The organism is Hymenobacter taeanensis (assembly GCF_013137895.1).
Lineage (GTDB): Bacteria > Bacteroidota > Bacteroidia > Cytophagales > Hymenobacteraceae > Hymenobacter > Hymenobacter taeanensis.
In genome coordinates this window covers 4578906-4601508 of sequence record NZ_CP053538.1, presented here as the reverse complement: position 1 = coordinate 4601508, position 22603 = coordinate 4578906, and the positions used below count along the sequence as shown (strand labels likewise).

15 protein-coding genes and 1 tRNA gene are annotated in these 22603 nt (G+C 56.7%); 7 read left to right on the top strand and 9 right to left on the bottom strand.

What is annotated here, in order from left to right; all coding sequences use genetic code 11:
- Positions 1-128 precede the first annotated feature (128 nt).
- A complete protein-coding gene (locus HMJ29_RS19260) occupies positions 129-2948 on the bottom strand; it encodes a bifunctional transaldolase/phosoglucose isomerase (protein ID WP_171593018.1) in 2820 nt (939 codons plus the stop codon).
- Positions 2949-3562: 614 nt separating this feature from the next.
- Here HMJ29_RS19260 and HMJ29_RS19255 point away from each other — a divergent pair.
- From HMJ29_RS19255 to HMJ29_RS20555, 4 genes are read left to right on the top strand one after another with little or no spacing between them, the layout of a single operon-like run.
- Entirely contained in the window at positions 3563-4264 is a 702-nt protein-coding gene (locus HMJ29_RS19255; RefSeq protein ID WP_171593017.1) for a 3'-5' exonuclease, read from the top strand.
- Positions 4257-5585: a DUF294 nucleotidyltransferase-like domain-containing protein gene (locus tag HMJ29_RS20565; RefSeq protein WP_253805657.1), complete on the top strand. Its 1329-nt coding sequence runs from the start codon at positions 4257-4259 to the stop codon at positions 5583-5585. The genes HMJ29_RS19255 and HMJ29_RS20565 overlap by 8 nt, the downstream gene beginning before the upstream one ends.
- Positions 5519-5893: a putative nucleotidyltransferase substrate binding domain-containing protein gene (locus HMJ29_RS20560; protein ID WP_366670801.1), complete on the top strand. Its 375-nt coding sequence runs from the start codon at positions 5519-5521 to the stop codon at positions 5891-5893. The genes HMJ29_RS20565 and HMJ29_RS20560 overlap by 67 nt, the downstream gene beginning before the upstream one ends.
- A 37-nt stretch (positions 5894-5930) precedes the next feature.
- On the top strand, positions 5931-6158 hold the full coding sequence (locus HMJ29_RS20555; RefSeq protein ID WP_253805656.1) for a putative nucleotidyltransferase substrate binding domain-containing protein: 228 nt from the start codon (positions 5931-5933) through the stop codon (positions 6156-6158).
- 142 nt (positions 6159-6300) lie between these two features.
- On the opposite strand, the gene mutM is transcribed toward HMJ29_RS20555, so the two are convergent.
- The 3 genes from mutM to HMJ29_RS19235 all read right to left on the bottom strand — a co-directional run bounded on the left by mutM (position 6301) and on the right by HMJ29_RS19235 (position 9334).
- Positions 6301-7122 (bottom strand): DNA-formamidopyrimidine glycosylase, encoded by an 822-nt coding sequence (gene mutM, locus HMJ29_RS19245; protein ID WP_171593016.1) that lies wholly within the window; start codon positions 7120-7122, stop codon positions 6301-6303.
- Between the two features lie 60 nt (positions 7123-7182).
- The gene (locus HMJ29_RS19240; RefSeq protein ID WP_171593015.1) at positions 7183-8085 is read right to left on the bottom strand and encodes a PhzF family phenazine biosynthesis protein; all 903 of its coding nucleotides are present in this window, start codon (positions 8083-8085) and stop codon (positions 7183-7185) included.
- Between the two features lie 292 nt (positions 8086-8377).
- On the bottom strand, positions 8378-9334 hold the full coding sequence (locus HMJ29_RS19235) for a M48 family metalloprotease (RefSeq protein WP_171593014.1): 957 nt from the start codon (positions 9332-9334) through the stop codon (positions 8378-8380).
- Between the two features lie 491 nt (positions 9335-9825).
- On the opposite strand from HMJ29_RS19235, the gene HMJ29_RS19230 reads away from it, so the two are divergent.
- Positions 9826-10293, top strand: a complete 468-nt coding sequence (locus HMJ29_RS19230; RefSeq protein WP_171593013.1) for a MaoC family dehydratase — start codon at positions 9826-9828, stop codon at positions 10291-10293.
- 91 nt (positions 10294-10384) lie between these two features.
- Here HMJ29_RS19230 and HMJ29_RS19225 read toward each other — a convergent pair whose 3' ends face one another.
- The 3 genes from HMJ29_RS19225 to HMJ29_RS19215 form a co-directional block, all read right to left on the bottom strand.
- Positions 10385-12181, bottom strand: coding sequence for an ABC transporter ATP-binding protein (locus tag HMJ29_RS19225; RefSeq protein ID WP_171593012.1), 1797 nt, complete (start codon positions 12179-12181; stop codon positions 10385-10387).
- 197 nt (positions 12182-12378) lie between these two features.
- Entirely contained in the window at positions 12379-14073 is a 1695-nt protein-coding gene (locus HMJ29_RS19220) for an MFS transporter (protein ID WP_171593011.1), read from the bottom strand.
- 208 nt (positions 14074-14281) lie between these two features.
- Positions 14282-16456, bottom strand: a complete 2175-nt coding sequence (locus HMJ29_RS19215; RefSeq protein ID WP_171593010.1) for a hypothetical protein — start codon at positions 16454-16456, stop codon at positions 14282-14284.
- A 518-nt stretch (positions 16457-16974) separates the two neighbouring features.
- On the opposite strand from HMJ29_RS19215, the gene HMJ29_RS19210 reads away from it, so the two are divergent.
- Positions 16975-17676, top strand: a complete 702-nt coding sequence (locus HMJ29_RS19210) for a dihydrofolate reductase family protein (RefSeq protein ID WP_171593009.1) — start codon at positions 16975-16977, stop codon at positions 17674-17676.
- Positions 17677-17810: 134 nt separating this feature from the next.
- On the opposite strand, the gene HMJ29_RS19205 is transcribed toward HMJ29_RS19210, so the two are convergent.
- Positions 17811-17882, bottom strand: a tRNA-Glu gene (locus HMJ29_RS19205).
- 332 nt (positions 17883-18214) lie between these two features.
- On the opposite strand from HMJ29_RS19205, the gene HMJ29_RS19200 reads away from it, so the two are divergent.
- Positions 18215-20017: a glycoside hydrolase family 15 protein gene (locus tag HMJ29_RS19200; RefSeq protein WP_171593008.1), complete on the top strand. Its 1803-nt coding sequence runs from the start codon at positions 18215-18217 to the stop codon at positions 20015-20017.
- A 72-nt stretch (positions 20018-20089) separates the two neighbouring features.
- Here the strand turns inward: HMJ29_RS19200 and HMJ29_RS19195 are convergent, their stop codons facing one another.
- On the bottom strand, positions 20090-22264 hold the full coding sequence (locus tag HMJ29_RS19195) for a bifunctional alpha,alpha-trehalose-phosphate synthase (UDP-forming)/trehalose-phosphatase (RefSeq protein WP_171593007.1): 2175 nt from the start codon (positions 22262-22264) through the stop codon (positions 20090-20092).
- Positions 22265-22603 lie beyond the last annotated feature (339 nt).

The window sequence follows — 22603 nt, the reverse complement described above, 5'->3', positions numbered from 1 at the left end:
TGCGCTATGCAGTCCAGGTGACTCCGCTTAGGATAATGGTCTTTGTGCCGGAAGCTAAAGCACAAAACGAAAAGGGCGACCAGCTAGCTGGTCGCCCTTTTCGTTTTGTAGAGACTTCTCGGAGTGGCCTAGGCCTGTGCCGACAGCTCTTCAATGAGCTTCTGCACGCCTTGCTCGGGGTTGGCGCCGAGGTCTACGCGCAGGGTGCGGCGGTCATAGTCGCGCAGGGCCTGCAGGTCGCCCTGGGCCTGGGCGTTCTTCAGCGTACCGAAGGTGTACGAACGGCCGGGGAGGGGCAGGTCGTTGGGGTTTTCGGCGGTCAGCTGCAGGAACAGGCCGGTGTTGGGGCCGCCCTTATGGTACTGGCCGGTTGAGTGCAGGAAGCGGGGGCCGTAGCCGAATGTGGTAGCCACGTGCAGGCGCTTCTGCAGCAGGGCACGCAGCTTGTCCATGGCTTCATTCAGGGCCGGAGACTCCGTCAGATACGCCTGGATAGAAACGTAGTCGCCGGGGTTGGTTTGGAAGAACTGCGTGAGTAGCTCGCTTGCTTTACCCGCAGCCGGCACACCGTAGTACGACAAGCCATCGGCTGATAGCGCCTTCTCTTCCTCGGGCAGCTGGCCTTTCTCTGTTACCTCCTTCATGAGCCGGTCGGTAGCAGTTTTGGCGGCCTGCACGTTGGGCTGGTCGAAGGGATTGATGCCGAACACGGCGCTGGCCACGGCCGTAGCCACTTCCCAGCGGTAGAACTCCTGGCCCAGGTCAAGGGGCTCTTGCATCCGGATGCTGATAACCGGGTGGCCAGCCTGCTGCAGGGCCTGCAGCTTTTGCTGGTTGGCTTCGTCGGCTTCGTTTCCATAGCCCACATACACGAATACGCGGTCCTGGCCGTAGAGGCTGGGCTCAGTGAGCGGCTCGCCTGCTACGGGCAGAATACCCTTGCCCAGCTTACCAGTGCTTTCGGCAATAAGCTGCTCCAGCCACAGGCCTAGGTCGTGCAGTGACTGCGGCACTACCAGCGTGAGCTTGTCGCGGCCTTGCTCGGCCAGTACGCCTAAGGCGGCACCCAGCTCCAGGCCGGGGTTCTCCGTTACGGGGCCGTATGCACCACACGCACGCATCATCCGGATGGCGCGCTCCAGCACCTCGCCCACGGAAATACCGTAGAGGGCGGCAGGCACCAGCCCGAAGTAGGTGAGAGCCGAGAAACGACCACCTACTTCCGTGAAGTTCAGGAAGATTTTGCGGTAGCCCTCTTTCGTGGCAGCCTCAATAAACTTGGAACCGGGGTCAGTAATGGCCACGAAGTTCTCGCCGGCTTTGTCGCCTTTCAGCTCCTTGAGGCGGTTGTAGAAGTAGTCGCCGAAAGCCAGGGGCTCCGCCGTGGTGCCCGACTTGCTGGCGACAATGAACAGCGTTTCGGTCAGCGGCACGCTTTCCTCAATCTGGCGAACAGTGCCAGGGTCGGTGGTATCCAGGATCGACAGCTCCAGGCCGTCGGCGCTCCGCTCAAACGACTTCTGGAACACAATAGGGGCCATAGAGCTGCCGCCCATACCCATCACTACCACGTGCTTGAAACCGGCAGTGCGCACTTCCTGCACAAACTGCTCAATTTCGGGCACGGCGCTTACCATGGTTTCAGCTACGCGCAGCCAGCCCATGAAGCTGCGGATGCTCTCCTGCGCTTCGGCATCCTGAGTCCACAGCGAAGCTTCTTTCTGCCAGAAGCCTTCGGTGAAGTTCTGCTCGTTGAACTTCTTGATTTGGGCGTTTACATCTGCCTGGTACTGGCCTAGCTCATAGGTAGCGGGGGCTACGGTTTCGGCTAGCGCTTCTTGGCGCTTCTTCTCCAGGGCAGCCATCAGCTTACCGAAGGGCTCCTTGAATTTCTGGCCACCTTCGTGCTCCAGCTGGTTGGTCAGCTCCTCCAGGTTGATACCAAGTTCGGGCAAGCGACGAATTACGTCGGCGGCTTTGTCGGTGCCTTCTTCCAGGCGAACGGCGGGTTTGCCTTTCTCACGGAAGATATCCATAGTTTCAACCGGAATAGTGTTCACGGTGTGGGGGCCGATCAGCGACTCCACGTACTTCAGATCGTCGTACTTGGGGTTCTTGTTGCCGGTGCTGGCCCACAGTAGGCGCTGGGTGCTGGCATCTTTCTGCTGCAGCTTTTCCCACCGCTCACCGGCAAAAATCTCTTTGTAAATCTGGTAGGCCTGCTTAGCGCTCGACAGGGCTACTTCGCCCACGAGGCTCTGCGCCAGCTCACCTTTCTCGCCGCCTTCGGCCGCCAGCTTTTCCAGCATGGGGTCAATCAGTACATCAATCCGCGAGAGGAAGAAGCTGGCTACGGAGGCAATGTTATTGATGGGCAAGCCGGCCGCGGCGCGGTCTTCCAGGCCCGCGATGTAGGCCTCGGCCACAGCGCGGTAGCGCTCCAGCCCGAAGATGAGGGTCACGTTTACGTTGATGCCCTCTGCAATGAGGCGCCGGATGGCAGGGAGGCCTTCCAGCGTGGCGGGCACCTTAATCATCACGTTGGGGCGGTCTACGGCTTTCCAGAAGCGCATGCCTTCCTCAATGGTACCCTCGGTGTCGTTCACCAGCTCCGGCGATACTTCCAGGCTCACGTAGCCGTCGCCGGAGTTGTCGTTGCTGTCGTAAAGCGGACGAAACAGGTCGCAGGCCAGCTGCACATCGGCAATAGCCAGCTCGGTGTAGATTTCATCAACCGACTTGCCCTGCAGGGCCAGGGAGCGGATGGCCGCGTCGTAGTCGTCGGAGCCGCCAATAGCTTTTTCAAAAATGGCGGGGTTTGACGTCACACCCCGCAGGGAGTCTTCGGAGATGAGCTTCTGCAGCTCGCCATTAACCAGAATCTTGCGACGAATGAAGTCGAGCCAAATGCTTTGGTTGAATTGGCGAATTTCTACTAGTGCGTTCATTAGGAATGAGGTATGTAGGGCAAGATCAAATTACAATACAGAATGCCGGGCAGCGGCCAGGGCAGTAGGTAAAACTCAACCGCCCACGCTATATGGCAAAAAGCCGATTTTCGGCGGAAAGCTACAAAAGTTCAGGGCACTAAAGGAAGCTAAACACGCTCCAATACCCTTTCAACGACTTCTTTGCTTTCAGATGAGCTTGCTTAGAAGCATCAAAACAGCCAACACATAACCGAGTAGGTTTCCTTACCGCTGCCCCCGCTTTTCAGGTGGCTTGGGCAGTTAAGGTACGTGTGGCACGGTGGCAAGTACGCAAAATAACTGGCTAATGTTCACAATCGATTGTGTAATATTAAACGGTTTTATTCAGTAGCCAGCTACCAGCCTACTCATACCTTCTTTCAGACTGGCTGACACGGAGCTAAGTGCTACGGATCTAACTCGTATTTTTGACTTCGGCATAAGCGCTTTACTAAGCCAAAACCGATGCCTGCGTGCATGGTTACCCTGAGCTAAGAGTGTGCGAATAGTGATTTTTGCTCCCTGGGCCACTCCTGCAGCCGAAGCCTTGTCTTCATGAAACACCCGCGTCTATATTTTTCAGTGCGTACCCGGTGAGAGAGTTCCTGCTGTTTGTTGATACCGAAACCACGGGCCTGCCCCAGCGCTGGGACAAGCCCTACACGGCGGAGCGCAACTGGCCCCACATTGCCCAGCTGGCCTGGGGCGTATACACGCCGGAAGGCGAGCTGATAAAATCCGAAAACCACTACCTGCGGGTGCCTGCCGGCCGGATGCAGGCTTCCGCGGTAGCCATTCACGGGCTCACGCCGGAGTTTCTGCAGGAGCAGGGCCAGGAGCCGCGCGAGGTGCTGGAGCGCCTGCGCCAGGACTTGCTGACGTATCAGCCGCTCGTTGTAGGCCACTATCTGCAGCTCGATTTCCATGTGATAGGAGCCGGGTTTCACCGCGCAGGCCTAGAAAATCCGTTGGTTACCTTGCCCACCCTCTGCACTATGCAACTCACGCATATCACCCCACCCAGGCCAGGTCGGCGCTTCCTGCGGTTAGGTGAGCTGCATGAGCAGTTGTTTCATAAGCCCATGGTGCTGCAGCATGATGCCTGGGCCGATGCGCAGGCCACGGCCCACTGCTACTTTGAGATGCAGCGCCAGCACCTGCTCACCGAGGAGCTACTGCAGCAGCAGCGCCCCTTAGTTGTGCCGCTCCCAGCGACGCCGCTAAGGCGCTGGGCGCTGCTAACTGCCGTGCTTACGGCTGTTATAGTGGTTGTACTTTACCTGATCTATGGATAATCGCCTGGCCTTTCTCAAAACCGTAGAACCCTTCAGCCTGCTACCCGAAGAGGTATTGGATGGAGTTGTGGACCTGCTGCAGGAAGTGCAGTACCCCAAAGACGCGCTCATATACCAGCAGGACGTGTCGAAGCTGCGGGGGCTGGATATCATTGTGGAAGGGGAGTACGAGACGTTTTTCTACGACAGTGAGCAGCAAAAGCGTCTGCCTGAGGTGTATGGCCCCGGCACCTGCTACGGGGGCATGTCGATTCTGCTGAATAAGAAACGCTCCCTGCGCACCGTGTTGGCGCACAAGGGTACCAAGGTGCTCTCCCTGCCGCGCCGCGACTTCCGGGCGCTGTGCCTGGCCTACGAGCCCTTCTTTCACTACTTCACGGCCCGCTACGGGCAGCGCATGCTCAATGAGGAGTATGCCCACTTCGTGAAGCCCACGCCCGCCCCCGAGCAGAACTTTATTGCCGCCGACCAGCTCTACTCGCGGCGGCTGGAAACCCTAGAGGCCCGCGACGTTGTATCATGCCCCGGTACCACACCTATTTATGAGGCCGCCCGGCGCATGGCATCCGGCAAGGTCAGTTGCCTGTTCGTGACCGATGAAGCGAGCAAAATTGTGGGCTACGTAACTGATATTACCCTGCGCGACAACGTGGTAGCGCGCCAATTGGATGCCGCTAGGCCAGTCTCGGAGGTCACGGACACGCCCATCGTGTCCATTCGGCGCGATGCCTACGTGTATGAGGCCATCCTGCTGATGTTCCAGACCAAAACGCGCTATTTGCTGGTAGAGCAGGCAGGGGAGTACGTGGGCTTTCTGAGCCGCAACAAGCTGCTGAGTGATTTGGCCCAGTCGCCGTTTATGTTCATTCAGGCCGTGAAGCTGGCTCAGAGCACCCGCGAGCTGAAGCGCCGCTGGGGCATGGTGCCCGACATGGTAAACCAGCTCCTGAGCCGCGGCGTGAAGCCTGAAATCGTGAACCAGGTGATTACCACCGTGGCCGATACCATTGCTCTAAAAGTGATTGAAGGCGTGCTGGCCGAGCAGGGCCCGGCCCCAGCCAAGTTCGTGTTTATAGTGCTGGGCAGCGAAGGCCGCAAAGAGCAGACTCTGGTTACTGACCAGGATAACGCCATCATTTACGAGGACAAGGCCAACGAGCAGCGCGAGCTGGTGCGGGAGTACTTCCTGCGCTTCGCCACGTCGGTTTCCGACCAGCTCAACGACATTGGCCTACACTTCTGCTCGGGGGCTTCATGGCCAAAAACCCCAAGTGGACACATTCTCTCTCGCACTGGAAGCGCAACTACCACCAGTGGATGAGCGAGTCGAACGCCGAAACCGTGATGAAGTTCTCCACCTTCTTCGACTGCCGCTACCTCTACGGGGAGGCCAGCATCATGGAAGAGCTGCGCGAGTTTCTGCACGAGGAGCTGCAGGGGCCGCTTGATCGGTTCCTGTTCCTAATGGCCAAAAACGCCCTGCAATATGAGCCGCCGCTCACGTTCTTCCGCGGCTTCCGCACGTTCACGCAAGGCACCCAGCAGGTGTTCGACCTGAAGAAAACCATGTCGCCGATTGTGGACCTAGTGCGGGTGTACGCCCTAAAAAAACCAGATTTTCGCCACTAACACCGGCGAGCGACTGGCCCAGCTTCGCGACAAAGGCGTGTTCACCACGAAGGAGTACGAAGAACTGCTCCAGGCCTATTACTACCTCATGGGTATGCGCCTCAAAAAGCAAGCCCGCCAAATCAGCGACGACCACACGGCCCCCACTAATTACCTTGACCCCAAACAGCTCACGCAGGTAGAGCAAGTAACGATTAAGGAAATCTTCAAAGTCATCTCCGATTTTCAGCTGAAGATAAAAGTGAGCTTCACGAAAGCACTGTAGGCATAGCCCTCTAACACGTGATATTGAGCACAGCGAAGGATCTTATCAAGCCAGAACGACTGGCCTAGGGCCTCGTGCTGACGTGGTAAAATCCTTCGCTCCGCTCACAAAATGACGTGCCGGGAAGTTGGTAATGGTGACTTTACTTAACCGCCGGTTGGCAAACCGGGCAGGTGTAAGTGGCGCGGCCGCCTACGTAATTCTTGATAATGGCCGTGTCGGGGTGCCGGGGGCAGAACAGGTGCTTATCGGAGCCAGGAGTGGCGGAATCGTCCCACTCGCGGGCATGGATGAGGAAGCTGGCGGGGAAGTGCCGGTAGGTGGCTTCGTGCCTGATGGCTGTAGTCAAGACCAGTTGAATGGCCGCGTGCATGGCTTCAAACTCAGCATCAGTGAGCGTGTTGGCAACCCGCTCCGGATGAATTTTTGCTTGGAATAGCACCTCATCCACAATCCAGTTGCCGAGGCCTGCCGTGATGCTTTGGTCGAGCAGCAAAGGCTTGATGAGCGTTTTGCGGTGGCCTAGCTTGGCCTTGAGCTGCTCGGTGGTAATGTCGAGGGCATCGGGGCCCAGCTTCTTGGCTTTCTGGTAGGCCTCTACGCTTTCTGCCAGCCGGATGCGGCCAAACTTGCGCGGGTCCACGAAGGCCACGCGTAGCCCGGTGTCGAGGTGCAGGGCTACGCGGGTGAAGCGCGGGGCATCGGGCTCGTCGCGGTAGGCACCCACGTCGCCGGTCATTCCGAAGTGCAGCACCAATACCTGGCCGGTGCTTAGCTCCAGGAAGCAATTCTTGCCGAGACGGCGCGTGCCGGTAACCCGGCTCCCCACTACCCCTCGGCGGAGTAAGTCTTCGCTAGCGGCCAGCACGTGCGCGTCCTTTACTTCAAAGGCAACAATGGTTTGCTCCACCACCAGTTCATCAATAAAACGGCGGTAGGTTTCTACTTCGGGTAGTTCGGGCATAACGGAATCTGCATGAGAGGCGGGGCCCTGGCAATACGGCAAAGCGCCCACCGAGGTGGCCTAGAGCGACAACTTGCCCTCCACCACCACCACGCCGGTACCGCCAATCTGTACGCCCTCCATGGCGTTGGGTGGGCCCAGTACCGATACCTGCACGGTGCCGGGGCGGCCCAGCCAGTGGCCCTGTTCAGCTACAAAGTTTGGCCCCGGTAAGTGCCCGTAATGCCACAGATACGCTGCCATTCCGCCGGTGGCCGAGCCTGTTACGGGGTCTTCGGCAATATCGGGTGGGGTGCAGAAGTGGCGGGCAAATGTCTGGCCAGCCGGGGTGGCGCCCTCCAGGCAAAACAGGTGAGGGCTGAAGAAGTCGGAACTAGCGCGGTAGGCGTCTAGGGCGGCGGGGGCGGGGAGGTAGGCGCGGCGTAGCGTGGCGGCATCGCGCAGCAGTACCATGAGCTGGGGCGTGCCGGTGCTTACCGTTTGTACCGGAGCGCCGGGCAGCACGTCATCAGGCGTGAGCCCAAAGAGCGGTAATACCACGGCGGGGTCATGTAGTTGCCCAAACACGGGCTTGCGCTGGGTCATGATGACCTGCGCTAGGCCACTCGGAGCGGCCGGTGGCAGCACATCAATGCGGATGGGGCCTTCCAGAAGTTCCAAGTGCAGCGTGAGCGGCTGATTGGCCGAAGGAGCCAGCCGACCTGAGTGGAGCAAAGCCGTGATGGTAGCAATGGTAGGATGGCCGGCCAGCGGGATTTCCTCGGCTGGCGTAAAGTAGCGCACGCCAAACTCGGTTACTTCGGAGCGGCGCACAAACGCAGTTTCCGACTGGTTGAACTCACGGGCCAGGCGCTGCATCTGCTCCGTGGTGAGGTCGTCGGCGTCTAGCACTACGGCACAGGGGTTGCCGCCCAGCGCTACATCGGTGAAAGCATCAACCAACAAGAAAGGATAAGAAGCCATACGGAAATGCTAAGTGAAGCCCCGAAGGTACACTTCAAGGGCCATTGGGGCAGTTTTACATAGCACGAATGCCGTTGCGGTGAAAGTAAGAACTGCCCTTCCTTGCCTACCACAACAGAAGTGGCCTGGCGCAACAGGCTGAGTACTTTAACTCAGCAGGCCGCGCATCTGGGTAGCAGATTAATACTATCTACATGAATCGACACAAGTATCTGCCCAGGTATTCTGGAGTGATGGGACTTGACTAGCACACGCTGCTTCATTACTGCGCTTAACGAACGGCACCCTATGTCTAGGCCAGGTATAAAAGCAAAACTGCCTGCCTTCCGAGGAAAGCAGGCAGATAAGTCAAGTCATGTATATACAGATTAGGAAGGATCAGAGAGCATGGCCACCTGCCGGCCGGAGTTATCAAAGATGCCCCGTTTTTGCTGATGTAAAGGCGACGCTGCTGGCCATCAACCAACACGTAAGGGTAGTTAATGCTCTCGGAGCGGGTAATGCGGCCAACCACTTGGGCGGTGCGCTCCTCGGGGTCAATCTTTACTACGTTCAGGCGGTTGGTGAGGTAAAACGGGATGTTGGGGTTGTTACGGAAAGTAATCTTGCCGAGAATATTAACCGGAGAGGCGGAAGTAGCCACGGTCCGGACGGGAGCGGTGGTGCGGTTAGCCAGCACTGCGGGTGTTGCAGAGGGAGCCGGTATGCGGGCGCTGGCTACAATCTGCTGGTTGGCGCGTTGCCAGCCTTCGCCAATTGCAGTTAAGCGAGTGCTACGGCCGGGGTGAGTAGGAGAAGCCTCATCATCCGATACAATGGCCATGGCTGCCTGGGCCTGAGCCATGCTAGCCCCCATCTTCCGCAGCACAAAGCCTGAAAACTCGTCGGCTTCCAGCTCGTCGGTGGGGTTAGAGCCGCCGGGCTTCAGGGTGTGCCCATTCAGGTGATGGCCCATCTCGTGGGCCAGAATGCTGATACCTGCCCAGTCAGTACGACCAGCCCGGTTTACAGCCCCCACAAATTGCGGGTTATATAAGAGATAACGCTTGCCGCCATACACCACGGCAGCAGCATTCTGCACTTCAGAAGTAGCCTGTAGCTCAAAGCGAGGCTTCAGACCTACCACGTCAGTAATCTCGCGAAGCACGTCGCGCTGGCCGCTGGCCGACTGGGCCGATGCTGAACCAACGGCCAGCCCCAGAACCATCAGTAAGCTCGCAATCTGGCGATATAAACGGAATCGTTTCATGAAAATGTCCTGTTGGAGTGTAATAGCTAAAAGACAAGAACCTTGCCGAAATAGGTTGCTGTATTTTTGCCGCTAAGAAGATTTATTTGCAGCTTCAGTAGTCGAGATAGTTGAGCCTATAGCAACTTTCACTGCTGCAGGCAGCACCTTATGATGTCTTCTTGTTATTTGTTAAACACAATTACAGAGTCATGCGTTCCAAGTTGTGACTAGGGGTTATTATATGGGCCTAGGCTTCAAGCTTTGGATTAGGCAACTTAACTATTGCGTTGTTACATGCCGTATCAACGCGTAGGAACAGGCGTATAGTATGGCGATGTGGGATTGTTGTTTCTGCTGACAATCTGTCTGTCAGGGGTGTCTCCATTCGGGGCTTTTTTTAACTTGATGCCCCATTCTCTCAGCACAGGCCTTCCGCATCCGGTACTGAACTTTCTACTCCTTTCTCAACCCCGCTGCTCTCCTTTGGGAGCTTCAACCCATTCATCCGCATGAGTAACCTCACCATCCGCAGCCTCGCCGAGCTTCAGCAGTACGAAGGGCAAGAATTAGGCGTCTCGGAGTTTTACACCATACCGCAGCAGCAAATCAATCAATTCGCCGATACTACGCTCGATCATCAGTGGATCCATGTAGACGCGGAACGCGCCAAAACGGAGTCGCCGTTTCAGGCCACCATTGCCCACGGCTACCTCACAGTATCGTTGCTGCCTTACTTGTGGTCACAGATTGTCTCCATTGAAAACCTGAAAATGCAGGTGAACTATGAGATTGAAAGTCTGCGGTTTAACCAGGCGGTTACGGTTGAGAGTGCAGTGCGGCTACGGGCCAAGCTGCTCTCGGTAAAAGACCTGCGGGGCATTGCCAAGGCCCGGATTGAGGTAACACTGGAAATACAGGATAGCAAAAAGCCGGCGTACACGGGCGTTATTACCTTCCTCTATCACTTCAGCAGCTAGCCCCTAGCCGTACTACACTGGCCTACTAAAACCACGAGCCCGCCCTGTAGCAGCAGAGCGGGCTCGTGGTTTTAGGAGCAGTTGGCTGGCGCTAGATGGTAGCCAGGGTTTGCTCAGGCGTAATTTCTCCCTGATGACGTTCACCAATCTGCTGCCGCCACATGGCATAATAGAGGCCTTTTTTAGTCAGTAGCTCGTCGTGACGGCCTTGCTCGGCAATGTGGCCGCGCTCCAGCACGTAAATACGGTCGGCGTGCAAGATGGTGCTCAGGCGGTGGGCAATTAGGATGGTAATGTGCTGGCGGGAACCCGATAACTGTCGCACCGTCTGGCTGATTTCTTCTTCCGTCAGGGAGTCAAGGGCAGAGGTGGCCTCGTCAAACACCAAGAGGGTTGGCCGGCGCAGCAGGGCACGGGCAATGCTGAGGCGCTGTTTTTCACCACCCGATACTTTTACGCCGCCTTCGCCAATCACGGTATCCAGGCCCAGTGGGGCGCGGGCCAGCAGCGTATCGGCGGCGGCTTCGTGCAGGGCCCGTAGGCACTCTTCATCGGTGGCGTTAGGGGCCACAAAAAGCAAGTTTTCTCTGATGGTACCCGCGAAGAGCTGCGTATCCTGGGTTACGAAGCCAATTTGCTCGCGCAATTGGTCCAGGTCGAGTTTATTGCCCGGTATGTTATTGTAGCGGATCTGGCCGCTGGCGGGCGGGTAGAGGCCTACGAGCAATTTCACCAGGGTAGTCTTGCCCGAGCCCGAGGGCCCCACGAAGGCTACGGTTTCACCTAATTTGGTTTCGAAGGAAATACCATCCAGGGCGGCGGTGGCGGCGGTGAGGTGCTTGAAGCGCACATCATCAAACGTGAGCGTCTGAATCTGTTTAATGACCTGGGGCTGAGCAGGCTTCACCTCCTTGGGCGTTGCAAGAATCAGCTGGAAGTTAGCCAGGGAAGCTTCCGTTTCGCGGTACACGTTGATAATGGTACCCATCTCCTGCAACGGTCCAAAAATGGCGAAGGAGTAAATAAAGAACGAAAAGAACTCACCCACGGTGATTTTCTGCTGCACCACCAAGAATAGCAACATCAGCAGAATAAGGTTGCGCATCAGGTTCACAAACGTGCCCTGCACGAAGGATAATGAGCGCAGGTAACGCACCTTTTTAAGCTCCAGCTTCAGAATTTTGCGGGTAGTAGCGTTCAGGCGCTGGGTTTCCTGCTGGGCCAGGCCCAGGCTTTTGATAAGCTCAATATTGCGGAGGCTCTCGGTGGTAGAACCTGCCAGGGCCGTGGTTTCAGCCACAATGGTTTTCTGAATTACCTTAATGCGCTTACTCAGAAACAGGCTCAACGAACCCAGCAGCGGAATGGTGAGAAAGTACACCACCGCAATAGGCCAGTACACGCTAACGGCATACCACGTCACGAAGATGATGCCCACCAACGAAATGAACAGCACGTTTACAAAGCTCTGGATAAGGCGCTCCACATCGGTACGCACCTTCTGTAATTTGCCCAGCGTTTCACCGGAGCGCTGGTCTTCAAATACCTGGTAAGGAAGCTCCAGGGAGTGACGCAGCCCATCAGAGTACAGCTCCGCTCCAAGGCGCTGCGTGATGACGTTGGTATAGTAATCCTGAAAGTTCTTGGCAATGCGCGACACCATAGCTACGCCCATGGCCTGCAGAATGAGCAGCCCCGCTCCGCTCTGCAGAAACGCCCAGAAACCGTTGTGAAAGGCTGTAGCACCGGCCTTTACCACGTGCCGGTCAATGATCTGCCGGAAAATATAGGGATCAAGAAGTGAGAAAACCTGGTTGATAGCGGCCAGCAGCAGGGCCAGGGCTAGCAGGCCCCAATAGTTGCGCAGGTAGCCGTAGAGCAATTTCATACAAGAGAGGGGAGAAGTTCAGATGATAAGCGCACCCGTGGCAGAAAGTTTTGGCGGATTACATTTCCTCCTCTACTTTCTACGGCTTACCATTATGACAGACACGTAGGCGCGGGCCAAAACTACCGTATTTGCGGCACCAATGCGGTAATGAGCCAGCGCCTTTTGGGTATTTAGTGTCACAGTTTTCTGCTTACTCAGGCAGTGGCCTCGCCGGCGGTGCCAGCCACCAGGCGGGTGCTGCCCGGTACCATTACCGGCTCCACTGATGATGGGGTGTCATGTAGGGCCAATAAGTGAGAAACTACCGGCGGCTCGGGGCCTAAGTGAAACTGGCGGGCCTGCTTCTTGAGGGTGTCCTCATCCTGGCCTACACCGCGCTCATGCTGCTGGGCGTGCTCCTCCCACGATTCTACCATGAAATATTCCACCAGCCGCGTGGGGTCGGCCATGTCGGCGTAGGTACCCACCCGAATAGCCCCTTCCCGGCGGCGGATGCGCGCCAGCTGCTCCATTATGGCCAGGAAAGCGCGCTGGTTGGCGGGGGCCACCCGGTAAATGGTGGTGATGATGACGGGCCCATCGTTGGGCACCGGCTCCATGGCCAGCACCGGCTCCAGCCGGGCACGAGCGGGGGTGAAGTCGAGAGTATCACCACTAAGCAGCGAATACCGGAAGACCAGCAAGGTGCTGAGCAGGAGCCAGCCAGTGGCCCCAGCCAGAGTAGGGGCCAGGCCTACGCGCTCAGCCACTGTGCCCCACACCACGCTGCCCAGGGCCATGCCGCCCTGTATGGTGAGCAGGTACAGGCTGATAGTACGGGCCTGCACCCAGCGCGGCACCACAGTTTGTACCCCTACACTAAACGAGTTCAGCACCAGCATCCAGGCCAGGCCCACTAGGGTAAGCAACCCATACAGCACCCAGTGAGCAGCAACAAAGGCCAGGCCCGCCAGGCCACTGGCAAACGCTATGGTAGCCAGGGTAACGCGCGCATTTATAGTTAGCCGCCGGTTGAGACGGGGCAGTATCACGGCACCAATTACGGCGCCCAGGCCCATGCAGGATAGGAGCAAAGAGTAAAAGGAGGTAGGCTCCTGCAGGCGGTGTGCTACTACCGCCGGCATCAACGCAAACAGGGCGCTGGCTCCAAAGGTGAAGCTCACGCCCCGCACCAGAATGTTCTGGACGGGCGGCGCAAACCGGGCATACCGGATACCGCCGCGAATAGCCGCTAAAATTCGCTCTCCCGCCAACGCTGAGGTAGGCTGTGGGGCCCGCTTCCAACTCCACACCATGTAAATGGTAGCCACGAATGAAATTCCATTGAGCAGGAAAGCCGCCCCCGAGGAGAAGTAACCGATTACCAGGCCTCCCAGCGCCGGCCCAAAGGCCCGGGCCAGGTTAAAGCTCACGCTGTTCAGGGCAATGGCCTGGGGCAGCTCGGCGCGGGGTACCAGCTCCGGCGTCACGGTTTGCCACACCGGGTTGTTGAGCGCCCCGCCCAGGCCCAGCATAAACGTAAGCGTGAGTAGGAGCCAGGGCGTAGTGTAGCCTATCAGCGTTACCGCGGCCAAAACCAGCGCCGTAGCAGCCATCCAGGTTTGGGTGAGCAGCAGCATCTTGCGCCGGTCGACTAGGTCGGCGAGGGCGCCGGCGGGCAGGCTCAGCAGAAACACGGGCAGCGCCGAAGCCGTCTGGAGCAGGGCCACCAGCACGGGCGAGGGTGTCAGCTCGGTCATCAGGCCCACGGCGCCCACGTTCTGCATCCACGTCCCGATGTTTGAGACGAAGGAAGCAATCCACAGCATCCTAAAAAACGGAATGCGTAGCGGGGCAAACGGGGAGGTGCTGGCAGGCGGCAGAGAGGATGCAGTAATGGGCGCGGACATACGGGGCAACAGCGAATCGCAGGGAGTGGCCTAGGCCACTCCCTGCGATGTACGGATGCCAGTACTTACGCAGCCGCTGCTAAACTGATAGATCTGCTGGGTTAACAAGCGTAGCAGAGTGGCCTGGCGCGGCTTATAGTGGGCAGTAAACACAACAGCTCCGGCTACAAGTACCGGAGCTGTTGCGCAAGGCAAGCGGGTAGGTGCGCTATAATCGAACCCCAATGCCAGGCCCAAATAGGAAGAATGCTTTTCCTGCGTTCATCAAATATCCCCCTCCTAAGTACAAAGGAAAGGTAAGCTTGGCATCACTGCGGGTAGGGTAAACAGAGCCTAGAATAACCAGGCCCAAGTCGCGCGACTTATTAGCGTCCTGACTGAGGTTGAAAGCATTCAACGCAACAAAGCCTGCCCCAATTTTATAAGGCCGCAGCTTGTTGATCTTGTTGGGGTTATAGAAGCTGAACTGGGCTAGAGTAGCCAGGCTAATACCACTGAAGGCTGTGTAGTTATTACTTTCTCCAGCCTTCGGATTCAGCTGTTTGGTGAGCAGGCCAGCCGGAAAGCTAATGTCAATATCAAACTTTACGCGGCGCTGCAATACCAATTCAAGCCGTTGGGTGAAACCTGCTTCTTGATATTGTGCCTGATTGTGTTTGATGGTGATGATGATTTTGCTCCAGTCATCAAGGTCATAGGTTTTGCGGGCACTCAGCAGGTTGTTGAGGCTGATGTTGCCCACCTGGCACTGCTTATCCTGGTAGAAGGCCGCGCGCACAGAACTGCCATCCGGGCACACCACTATGTTGTCAACGGTGCGCATTTCAATCAAATCCCCTTTCGCATTCTGGGTCCTGATTTCAAACGTCAGGTACTGCTTGCCATAGAGCTGCTGCTCCGAGTCAATAGCGCCCGAGTTGAAGCTGAACACTACATCCCGGATGGTCTGGTCGTACAGGATAGGGCCATTCAGGCGAGTGACTGGCCTAGGTGCCTCCCCAAAAGTAACGCCCACAAAATCAAGCGGGTGGGGGCGCTGGAACTCCCGCACGGGCAGGCCAAACCCGGTAGGCTGGCCGGCATTGAAAATAGTGATGCGCTTCTTATCAATGGTGATAGGTACCTGTACCCGGTACACCACCGAGGCGTCGGAGCGGATGCTGGAGTCGGAGGGAATGACCTGCACATCCTCAAAATGGAAGCGCGCCCGCGATAACGATTCGCCATCTAGGCGCACATCCACGGTTTCGCCGGGGTTTACGGTGGTATTGGAGTTCCAGTCGCCGCCGCGGTGGCGCACGCTCACGGAGGTGATGTTAGTTTTAGGCGTGATGTTGAAGTTGGTGATGTACTTGGCCTGGTCGTTCTCCTTAATGTAGAGGTAGCTTTCGGTCTGGCGGTGCAGGTTATACACGCGCAGCCAGCACAGTACCCGGTCGTTGGTGAGGTATTGGCGCGTAAACAGCTCCGCAATCAGAGCACCCCCGGCTTCCTCCTGGCTTTCAATACGGTAGGTTTTCTTCAGGTCGAAGGTGCGGCCATTGTCCAGAATCAGTTCTACCCCTCTCATGCGCGAGGCGTCATCTAGAGTCAGCTCTTTCTTGTCAACGCTCAGGAAGCGCAGGCGTGTTGCTTTCACCGTGAATTCCTGCCTGATAGGCGGTAGCGCATAGCTCACGCGGCGGTTGTTATCCGTTAGAAAGGGCCGTTCAGTTTGGGGGCGCAGCGTGAGCAGGCGCGTGCCCAGCGCGTTGGGCAGCACATGGAGCCGCAACGTGCCATTTTCCTGGTCGAGGCGGTAATCAATATCCTGTCCCTTCGTCCATTCCGGAGAGAGGCGGATGTTCTTGGGGTAGTTGCTGGTGAGCGTAAATACTTTCTCCTCCCCAATGAACAGCTCCGTGTCGGAGGGTCGGAAATCCAGCGTGGTGCGCGTAACGGGCAGCAGGTTGATGGTTTGCGTTTGCGCCGCCTGGCCTGCACTATCAGGGGCTTGGCGGAAAGTAAGCCGCAGGTAGCGGGTTGCGCCCAGGTCTTTAAAGCGCAGCTTAGCCCGGTAGTACTGGCCGCCATCCACAGCCATGAGCGAATCGAGCAGAGTAAAGTCGGCGGAGCGAACCAGGCGCAGCGAGGGGCCCCGTCGCGTATCCTGCGGGTACACCAGTAGCTCGGCCGTTTCGTCGTCCTGGCGGTAGTAGAAATACAGGCTCGGCTCATTCTGGACCTGCACCGTGTTTCGGCTCAGGGTGTAGCTCGTAGTATCGGTGCGCAGGCTCAGGTCGCGGATGAGCAGCGGGTTTTGAGCGGTAGCGGTAAAGGCGCAGAGAAGCAGCAGACTTGTGGCCACGGCGCACAAGCTGCGAAACCAGGATAGAAACAGCACAGCAAACAAAGGAAACACAACCTCCGAACCCCCCGAAGGCCCGGCAAAGGTACAGACCCCGCCCAGCCATCCGAATACTTATGTATGGTTTTTCCAATTGAGTTTGCATTGACTGTCCTCTATGGTTCAGGAAAACATGCAGTTTTGGCAGGGTAATGCTTATTCCCGGCAACGTACCGCGTGTAAGATCCAGGTGAGTCTAAACCATTAGGGTAGGTGCCCTCATAAAATCACTACTCAGGCTAGTTATTGGAAATTCCTGCTAGTTCATTTGAGTGTTGTTACCTGTGCTGAGTTCTGGAAATGTATGCCAGCTAAGTGGCTTACCAAGTCCGCCTGAAAACACCCCATTTTTTAAAGCGCAAGAACGGCACCACCGAAATAGTGAAGTCGCAGGAAAATGCGTGCGGCCTAGGCTTTGAGTAGCCTATGTATTTCAACAGCTCTTTTTAAGAAGCCCACCGGCGCCGCGCCACTCACTTTTCGCCGCACAGCCACTTTAGCCGTATAGAGCGGCTATGAAAAAACCACATGTAATCTGCCACATGATGTCCACGGTAGACGGAAAGATTCTGTCTGCTAACTGGAAAGATGAAGACATCACCAACACTTTCTCCGGGTATTTCGAGAAGTACCACGATACTTTCACCAGCCAGGCCTGGATGTGCGGCCGTATCACCATGGAGCGGGATTTCTCGGGTGGCGTGCAGCCGGAGCCGCAAACGCCCCCGCAGCCCATTGCTCGGCAGCCATTTATTGGCGATAAAGAGGCTACCTCCTTCGCCATTGCCGTTGATGCTCACGGCAAGCTAGGATGGGACAGCAACGAAACCGGTGGCGACCATATCGTTGAAGTGCTCACGGAGCAAGTCAGTGATGAGTATCTTTACTACCTGCAGCAAAAGAAAATATCCTACCTGTTTGCCGGGGCGAAAGAAATTGATTTCAGGCTGGTACTAGAGCAGCTCGCTGCACTCTTCCCTATTCAAACACTTATGCTGGAAGGTGGTGGTCACCTGAATGGCTCGTTATTGAACGCCGGGCTTATTGATGAGCTGAGCTTGCTGCTGCTGCCCCTGGCCGATGGCACACCTAAATCAACGACAACCTTTGAAGTGAGTGAGTACCTCACGAAAGGACCCGCCACGCGGCTGCAGCTCACGCAGGTGCAGCAGCTTGATAATGATGTAGTGTGGTTGAAATACCGCTTCAATCACTAATAAGTCAGCCGTAGGTACTTCCGCGTGGCAAGCAGTGCGCGAAAGTACCTACGGCTGGTTTGTGTTCTATAGGCCGTAAAACTATGCGGAGGGTCCAAAAAACAAAAAAGCCACTCATTGCTGAGTGGCTTTTGTAGTCCGTAGGGGAATCGAACCCCTGTTGGTAGAATGAAAATCTACTGTCCTAACCCCTAGACGAACGGACCAGTTAACACGGAGCGTTTTCCGTTTTGGTGGTGCAAAGATACAGCTCGCCTGATTCGGCGCAATACCTGGCTGTTAATTTTTTTGCCTAAATAAGGTAAGTGCTGCAGAATCAGGGGATATAATTTGCTGACTGCGTATTCAAGCTGAGCGCGAATTCAACTTGAAGAAACTTGTAAGCAGCCAGAAAGTCAGGCTAAAGTAAGGTAGAGCTGCCTGCCCTTGACAGTAGGAGAGGCCTGAGCGGCAACCTCAACGCCCCCAATGGGGTACTAGCTACTTCAGACCTTGCTGCAGCGCTTTGCTGTAGCCGCGCCTCCAACTTACCCTTCTGATGACAAAGCATACCTACGACCTGGGCCTGATTGGCAATTGTGCCTTTCTGGGCCTGATTGGGAAAGACACCGCCGTACGCTGGCTCTGCTGGCCCCGTTTTGATAGCAGCTTCGTATTCGGGAGCTTACTTGACTCCAAGAAAGGCGGTGAGTACCGCATTAGCCCTGCCGAGGGCGATTTTGAATCGCACCAGTACTATCTGCAGAATACCAATGTGCTCTGCACCGAGATAACTACGGAAAACGGCAGCTATCGTGTTACGGACTTTGCCCCGCGCTTTCCGCAGTATGAGCGCTACTACAAGCCGCTGATGTTTATCCGGAAGGTGGAGCCCATTTCTGGCACACCCCGCATACGGGTGGCGTGCCAGCCCGTAGGCCAATACGGGGCCCTGCAGCTGAGCCGCCGCCGCAGTTCCAACCACATTGCGTTTCTGGGGCTGGAGGAGGAGATACGTCTTACCACCAATATCCCACTTACCTACGTGCTGGATGAGGAAGACTTTGTACTGAACGAGACGAAGTACCTCGTGCTGACTTACGGAGCTCCATTAGAAGCCCCTTTGGAAAGCACCGCCGAGCGGTTTCTGCTTTCTACCATTGACTACTGGCGCAAATGGGTGAAAAGCACCAGTATCAGCAGCTTCCACCAGAGCCAGGTGATTCGGTCGGCCTTGGCCCTCAAGATTCATCAGTACGAAGACACTGGGGCCATTATTGCAGCCAGCACCACCTCCTTGCCGGAGGCGCCGGGCAGCACCCGCAACTGGGACTACCGCTACTGCTGGATGCGCGACACCTTCTACATCCTCACGGCCTTTAACAACATTGGTCACTTTGAGGAGATGGAGCGCTATTTCCATTACATCGCCAATATTTCCAGCAAGATCAAAGGTAAATACCAGCCCCTCTACGGTATTAGCGGAGCTTCTGACCTGATTGAGCAGGAACTGGACCTGGAAGGCTACATGGGCAACCAGCCCGTGCGCATTGGCAACGATGCCTACACCCACATTCAGAACGATGTGTACGGGCAAGTGCTGGTGGCGCTGCTGCCGCTCTACGTTGACTGCCGCTTCCTCGACCCCGACAAAAACAACCCGGAGAAGCTCATTTATGAGGCGCTGCACCTGATTCAGGCCACCATGGACCAGCCCGATGCTGGCCTGTGGGAGTTCCGCAATTTAGCCCAGTACCACTGCTACACCTACTTGTTTCACTGGGCCGGCAGCCACGCCGCCCGGCAGGTGGCGCACAGCCTTGGTAACACCGAGATGGAGGCCCTGGCTACTACGCTTATGCACGAGGCCCGCAACCGCATTGAGCAGTGCTTCAGTGAAGAACGACAGGCCTATACCAACGCCATCGGCTCGCCTCACCTCGATGCCAGCACCATGCAGCTTATCCTGATGGGCTACCTCGATCCGGCTTCGGAAATTGCCAAAACCCACCTCGAAGCGCTGGAAAAAGAGCTTAAAACGCCCGAAGGCCTGTTTTACCGCTACCGCCACGCCGACGACTTCGGCACGCCCGAAACTACCTTCCTGATCTGCTCTTTCTGGTACGTAGAGGCGCTGGCCTGCGTGGGCCGCGTAGATGAAGCCATTGTGGAGTTCGAAAAGCTCATCACCTATACCAACCACCTGGGCTTACTGTCTGAGGACGTAGACGCCAAAACCGGTTCGCAGTGGGGCAACTTCCCACAGGCCTACAGCCACGTAGGCCTCGTAAATGCCGCCTACCGGATTGCTAAAAAACTGGACAAGCCTAACTTCGTTTCTGGAGCCGCCGCCACGGCATAGTGCTACCCGCTACCACTAAAAAAGGCCTCTCGCACGAATGCGGGAGGCCTTTTTTAGTGGTAGGCTGTAATGTTACAGAAGGCTTCGCAGCAGCTTCCTAACATCAGTGGTAGAGGCCACGTGGTAGCGGGCCAGGGAGCGGGCGCCCGTTCCTACTTTGATGGTGTAGGCCTCTGGCGGCATGGCGCCAAAGGTGTCCTCATCGGTACGGTCGTCGCCGATAGCCAGCACGAAACCCGGCGTGTATTGGCTGAGCCAACGGGCAGCGGCGCTGCCTTTGTGAATGCCAGCGGTTTTTATTTCTACCACTTTGTTGCCCTCCAGCACCTGAAGGTCGGTATTGGACGTCAGGAAGGTGAGGTGGCTCAACAGCTCCCGGGTTCTTACAGCCGCCAACTCGTTATCAGCACGCCGGTAGTGCCATACCAGGGAATATTCTTTATCCTCGATGAAGGAGCCAGCGGTACGGGCCACATACGTTTCCAGAATCGGGCGAATTTCCGTCTTCCAGTCGTTGCGCAGAGCCTGAAACATGTGCCAGTCTTCGCCGGCCGTACGCAGCCATACGCCGTGCTCAGCAATGAAATCAAGCGGCAGGTGGCCTAGCCAGTTTTGGAGCGTAGTCCGGTCACGGCCACTGATGATAACCACCCGGTTTTTGGGGTTGGCCGTGAGAGCCTGCAGCAAAAACAACATCTCCGCATCAGGCTTGGCTCGTTGAGGCTGTGGGTTAAAGGGAGCCAGTGTGCCGTCGTAATCCAGTAGTAGCAGGCGCTCGTCGGCGGCCTCAAACTGCTCGTGCAGCTCCTTAAGCACAACAGGCCCGAGGGTTTCAGTAGCCATAGTGAGTTGCTTGATTTTGCTGTAGGCCAGCCGATCCATGAAGAGTTTAGTCCAGGCGAATACGTCGTACTGCCGCACCAGGGCCTGCATGGCCGTCATGCGCTGCGTCTGCTCTTCTTCTGGCATCACCAGCGCATCATGCATGGCCTCGGCCAGCTGCCCGGCATCGGTAGGGTTAATAATGATAGCGTCGGAAAGCTCCCGGGCAGCGCCGGCCCGCTCACTCAAAATCAGCACCCCGCGCTGGTCAACCTTGCTGGCAATAAATTCCTTTGCCACCAGGTTCATGCCGTCACGCATGGGGGTTACCAAGGCTACTTCGGCCAGGCGGTACAGTGCTACCAGCTCCTCCAGCGGGAAGGAGCGGTAGAAGTAGTGAATAGGGTTCCAGCTGATGGTGCGGTACTGAGCATTGATGCGGCCTACCAGTTCATCAATCTCTTCCTTGAGCGCCGCGTACTGCGGCACCTGGTCGCGGGAAGGTACTACCAGCATTACCAGGCTCACCTGCTCGCGCCACTCAGGGTAGCGCTGCAGCAGCAGCTCAAATGCGCGCAGGCGTTGGGCAATACCCTTCGTGTAATCGAGTCGGTCGATGGACAGGATAACGCGGGCCTCCCGCAGTGCTTCGCGGTAATCCTGCTCGTGCTGCTGGGCTGTTTCAGAGGAGGCCGTTTGCTCGTAGCGCTTATAATCAATTCCCATCGGGAAAGCATCTACCAGCACCGTGCGCGTAGGCGTTTCTACCTGCCCATTGAGACTGGGAATACCCAGGATCTGCGACACAGCACTGAGGAAGTGGCGCATGTAGCCAAAGGTGTGGAACCCAATCAGGTCGGCACCCAGCATGCCACGCAGCAGCTCGGCGCGCCAGGGCAGCACCCTGATCAGCTCATGCGAGGGGAAGGGGATGTGCAGAAAAAAGCCAATGGTGCACTCAGGGCGCTGCTGGCGCAGCATTTCGGGGAGCAGCAGTAGTTGATAGTCGTGCACCCAGATGGTATCATCGGGGCCGGCCAGTTCCAGTACCGCCTGGCAAAATTTCTCATTTACTGCTACGTAGGCCTCCCAGTGCTCTTGCTCGTAGGTGGCGTACTGGGCAAAATAGTGGAAGGTAGGCCAGAGCGTAGAATTGCTGAAACCCTCGTAGAAATCCCGGATTTCAGCCTCCGTCAAAAATACCGGCGCCATGCTATCAGCCCGCAGCTGTTCGGCAATGTACTCTTCTTCCTCGGTGGTCTCTACGAACAGCCCCGGCCAGCCAACCCACACGTTGTCGTCTTCCCGGTAAATGGAGCCTAGGCCAGTAGCCAGCCCGCCTTCGCTGGGCTGAAACGTGAGGCTGTCATCAGTGCGCTGGACTTTGGTTGGGAGACGGTTGGAAACAATAATCGTTCGGGACATGCCTGTTGTGAATGGTAAACTCTCAAGCTTACGGGAGAAAGCTGGGTTTAGCCATTATTTTTTTATCTGGTTTTTGCTAATAGCGCGTGCATCCTGACGCTGCCAGATGGCGGCGGCGAGATAGTAGAAGTAGGCAAACCGCCTGAATGTTTCTCGTTTCAGCGATTAAGGCCTTGGCACTGCTATGGTGGCCGGTGGAAGCTTGCCGGCTGCAAGGCAGTTATACGGGGCGCTTATCCGCAGCTTATGGTACACGGTGGGCGTGCATGGGGCGGGCAGTACTGAGTAGGTAGTAATGTGCTGACTACAGTAGAAGCCTCTAACCGCTTTTCGGCACTG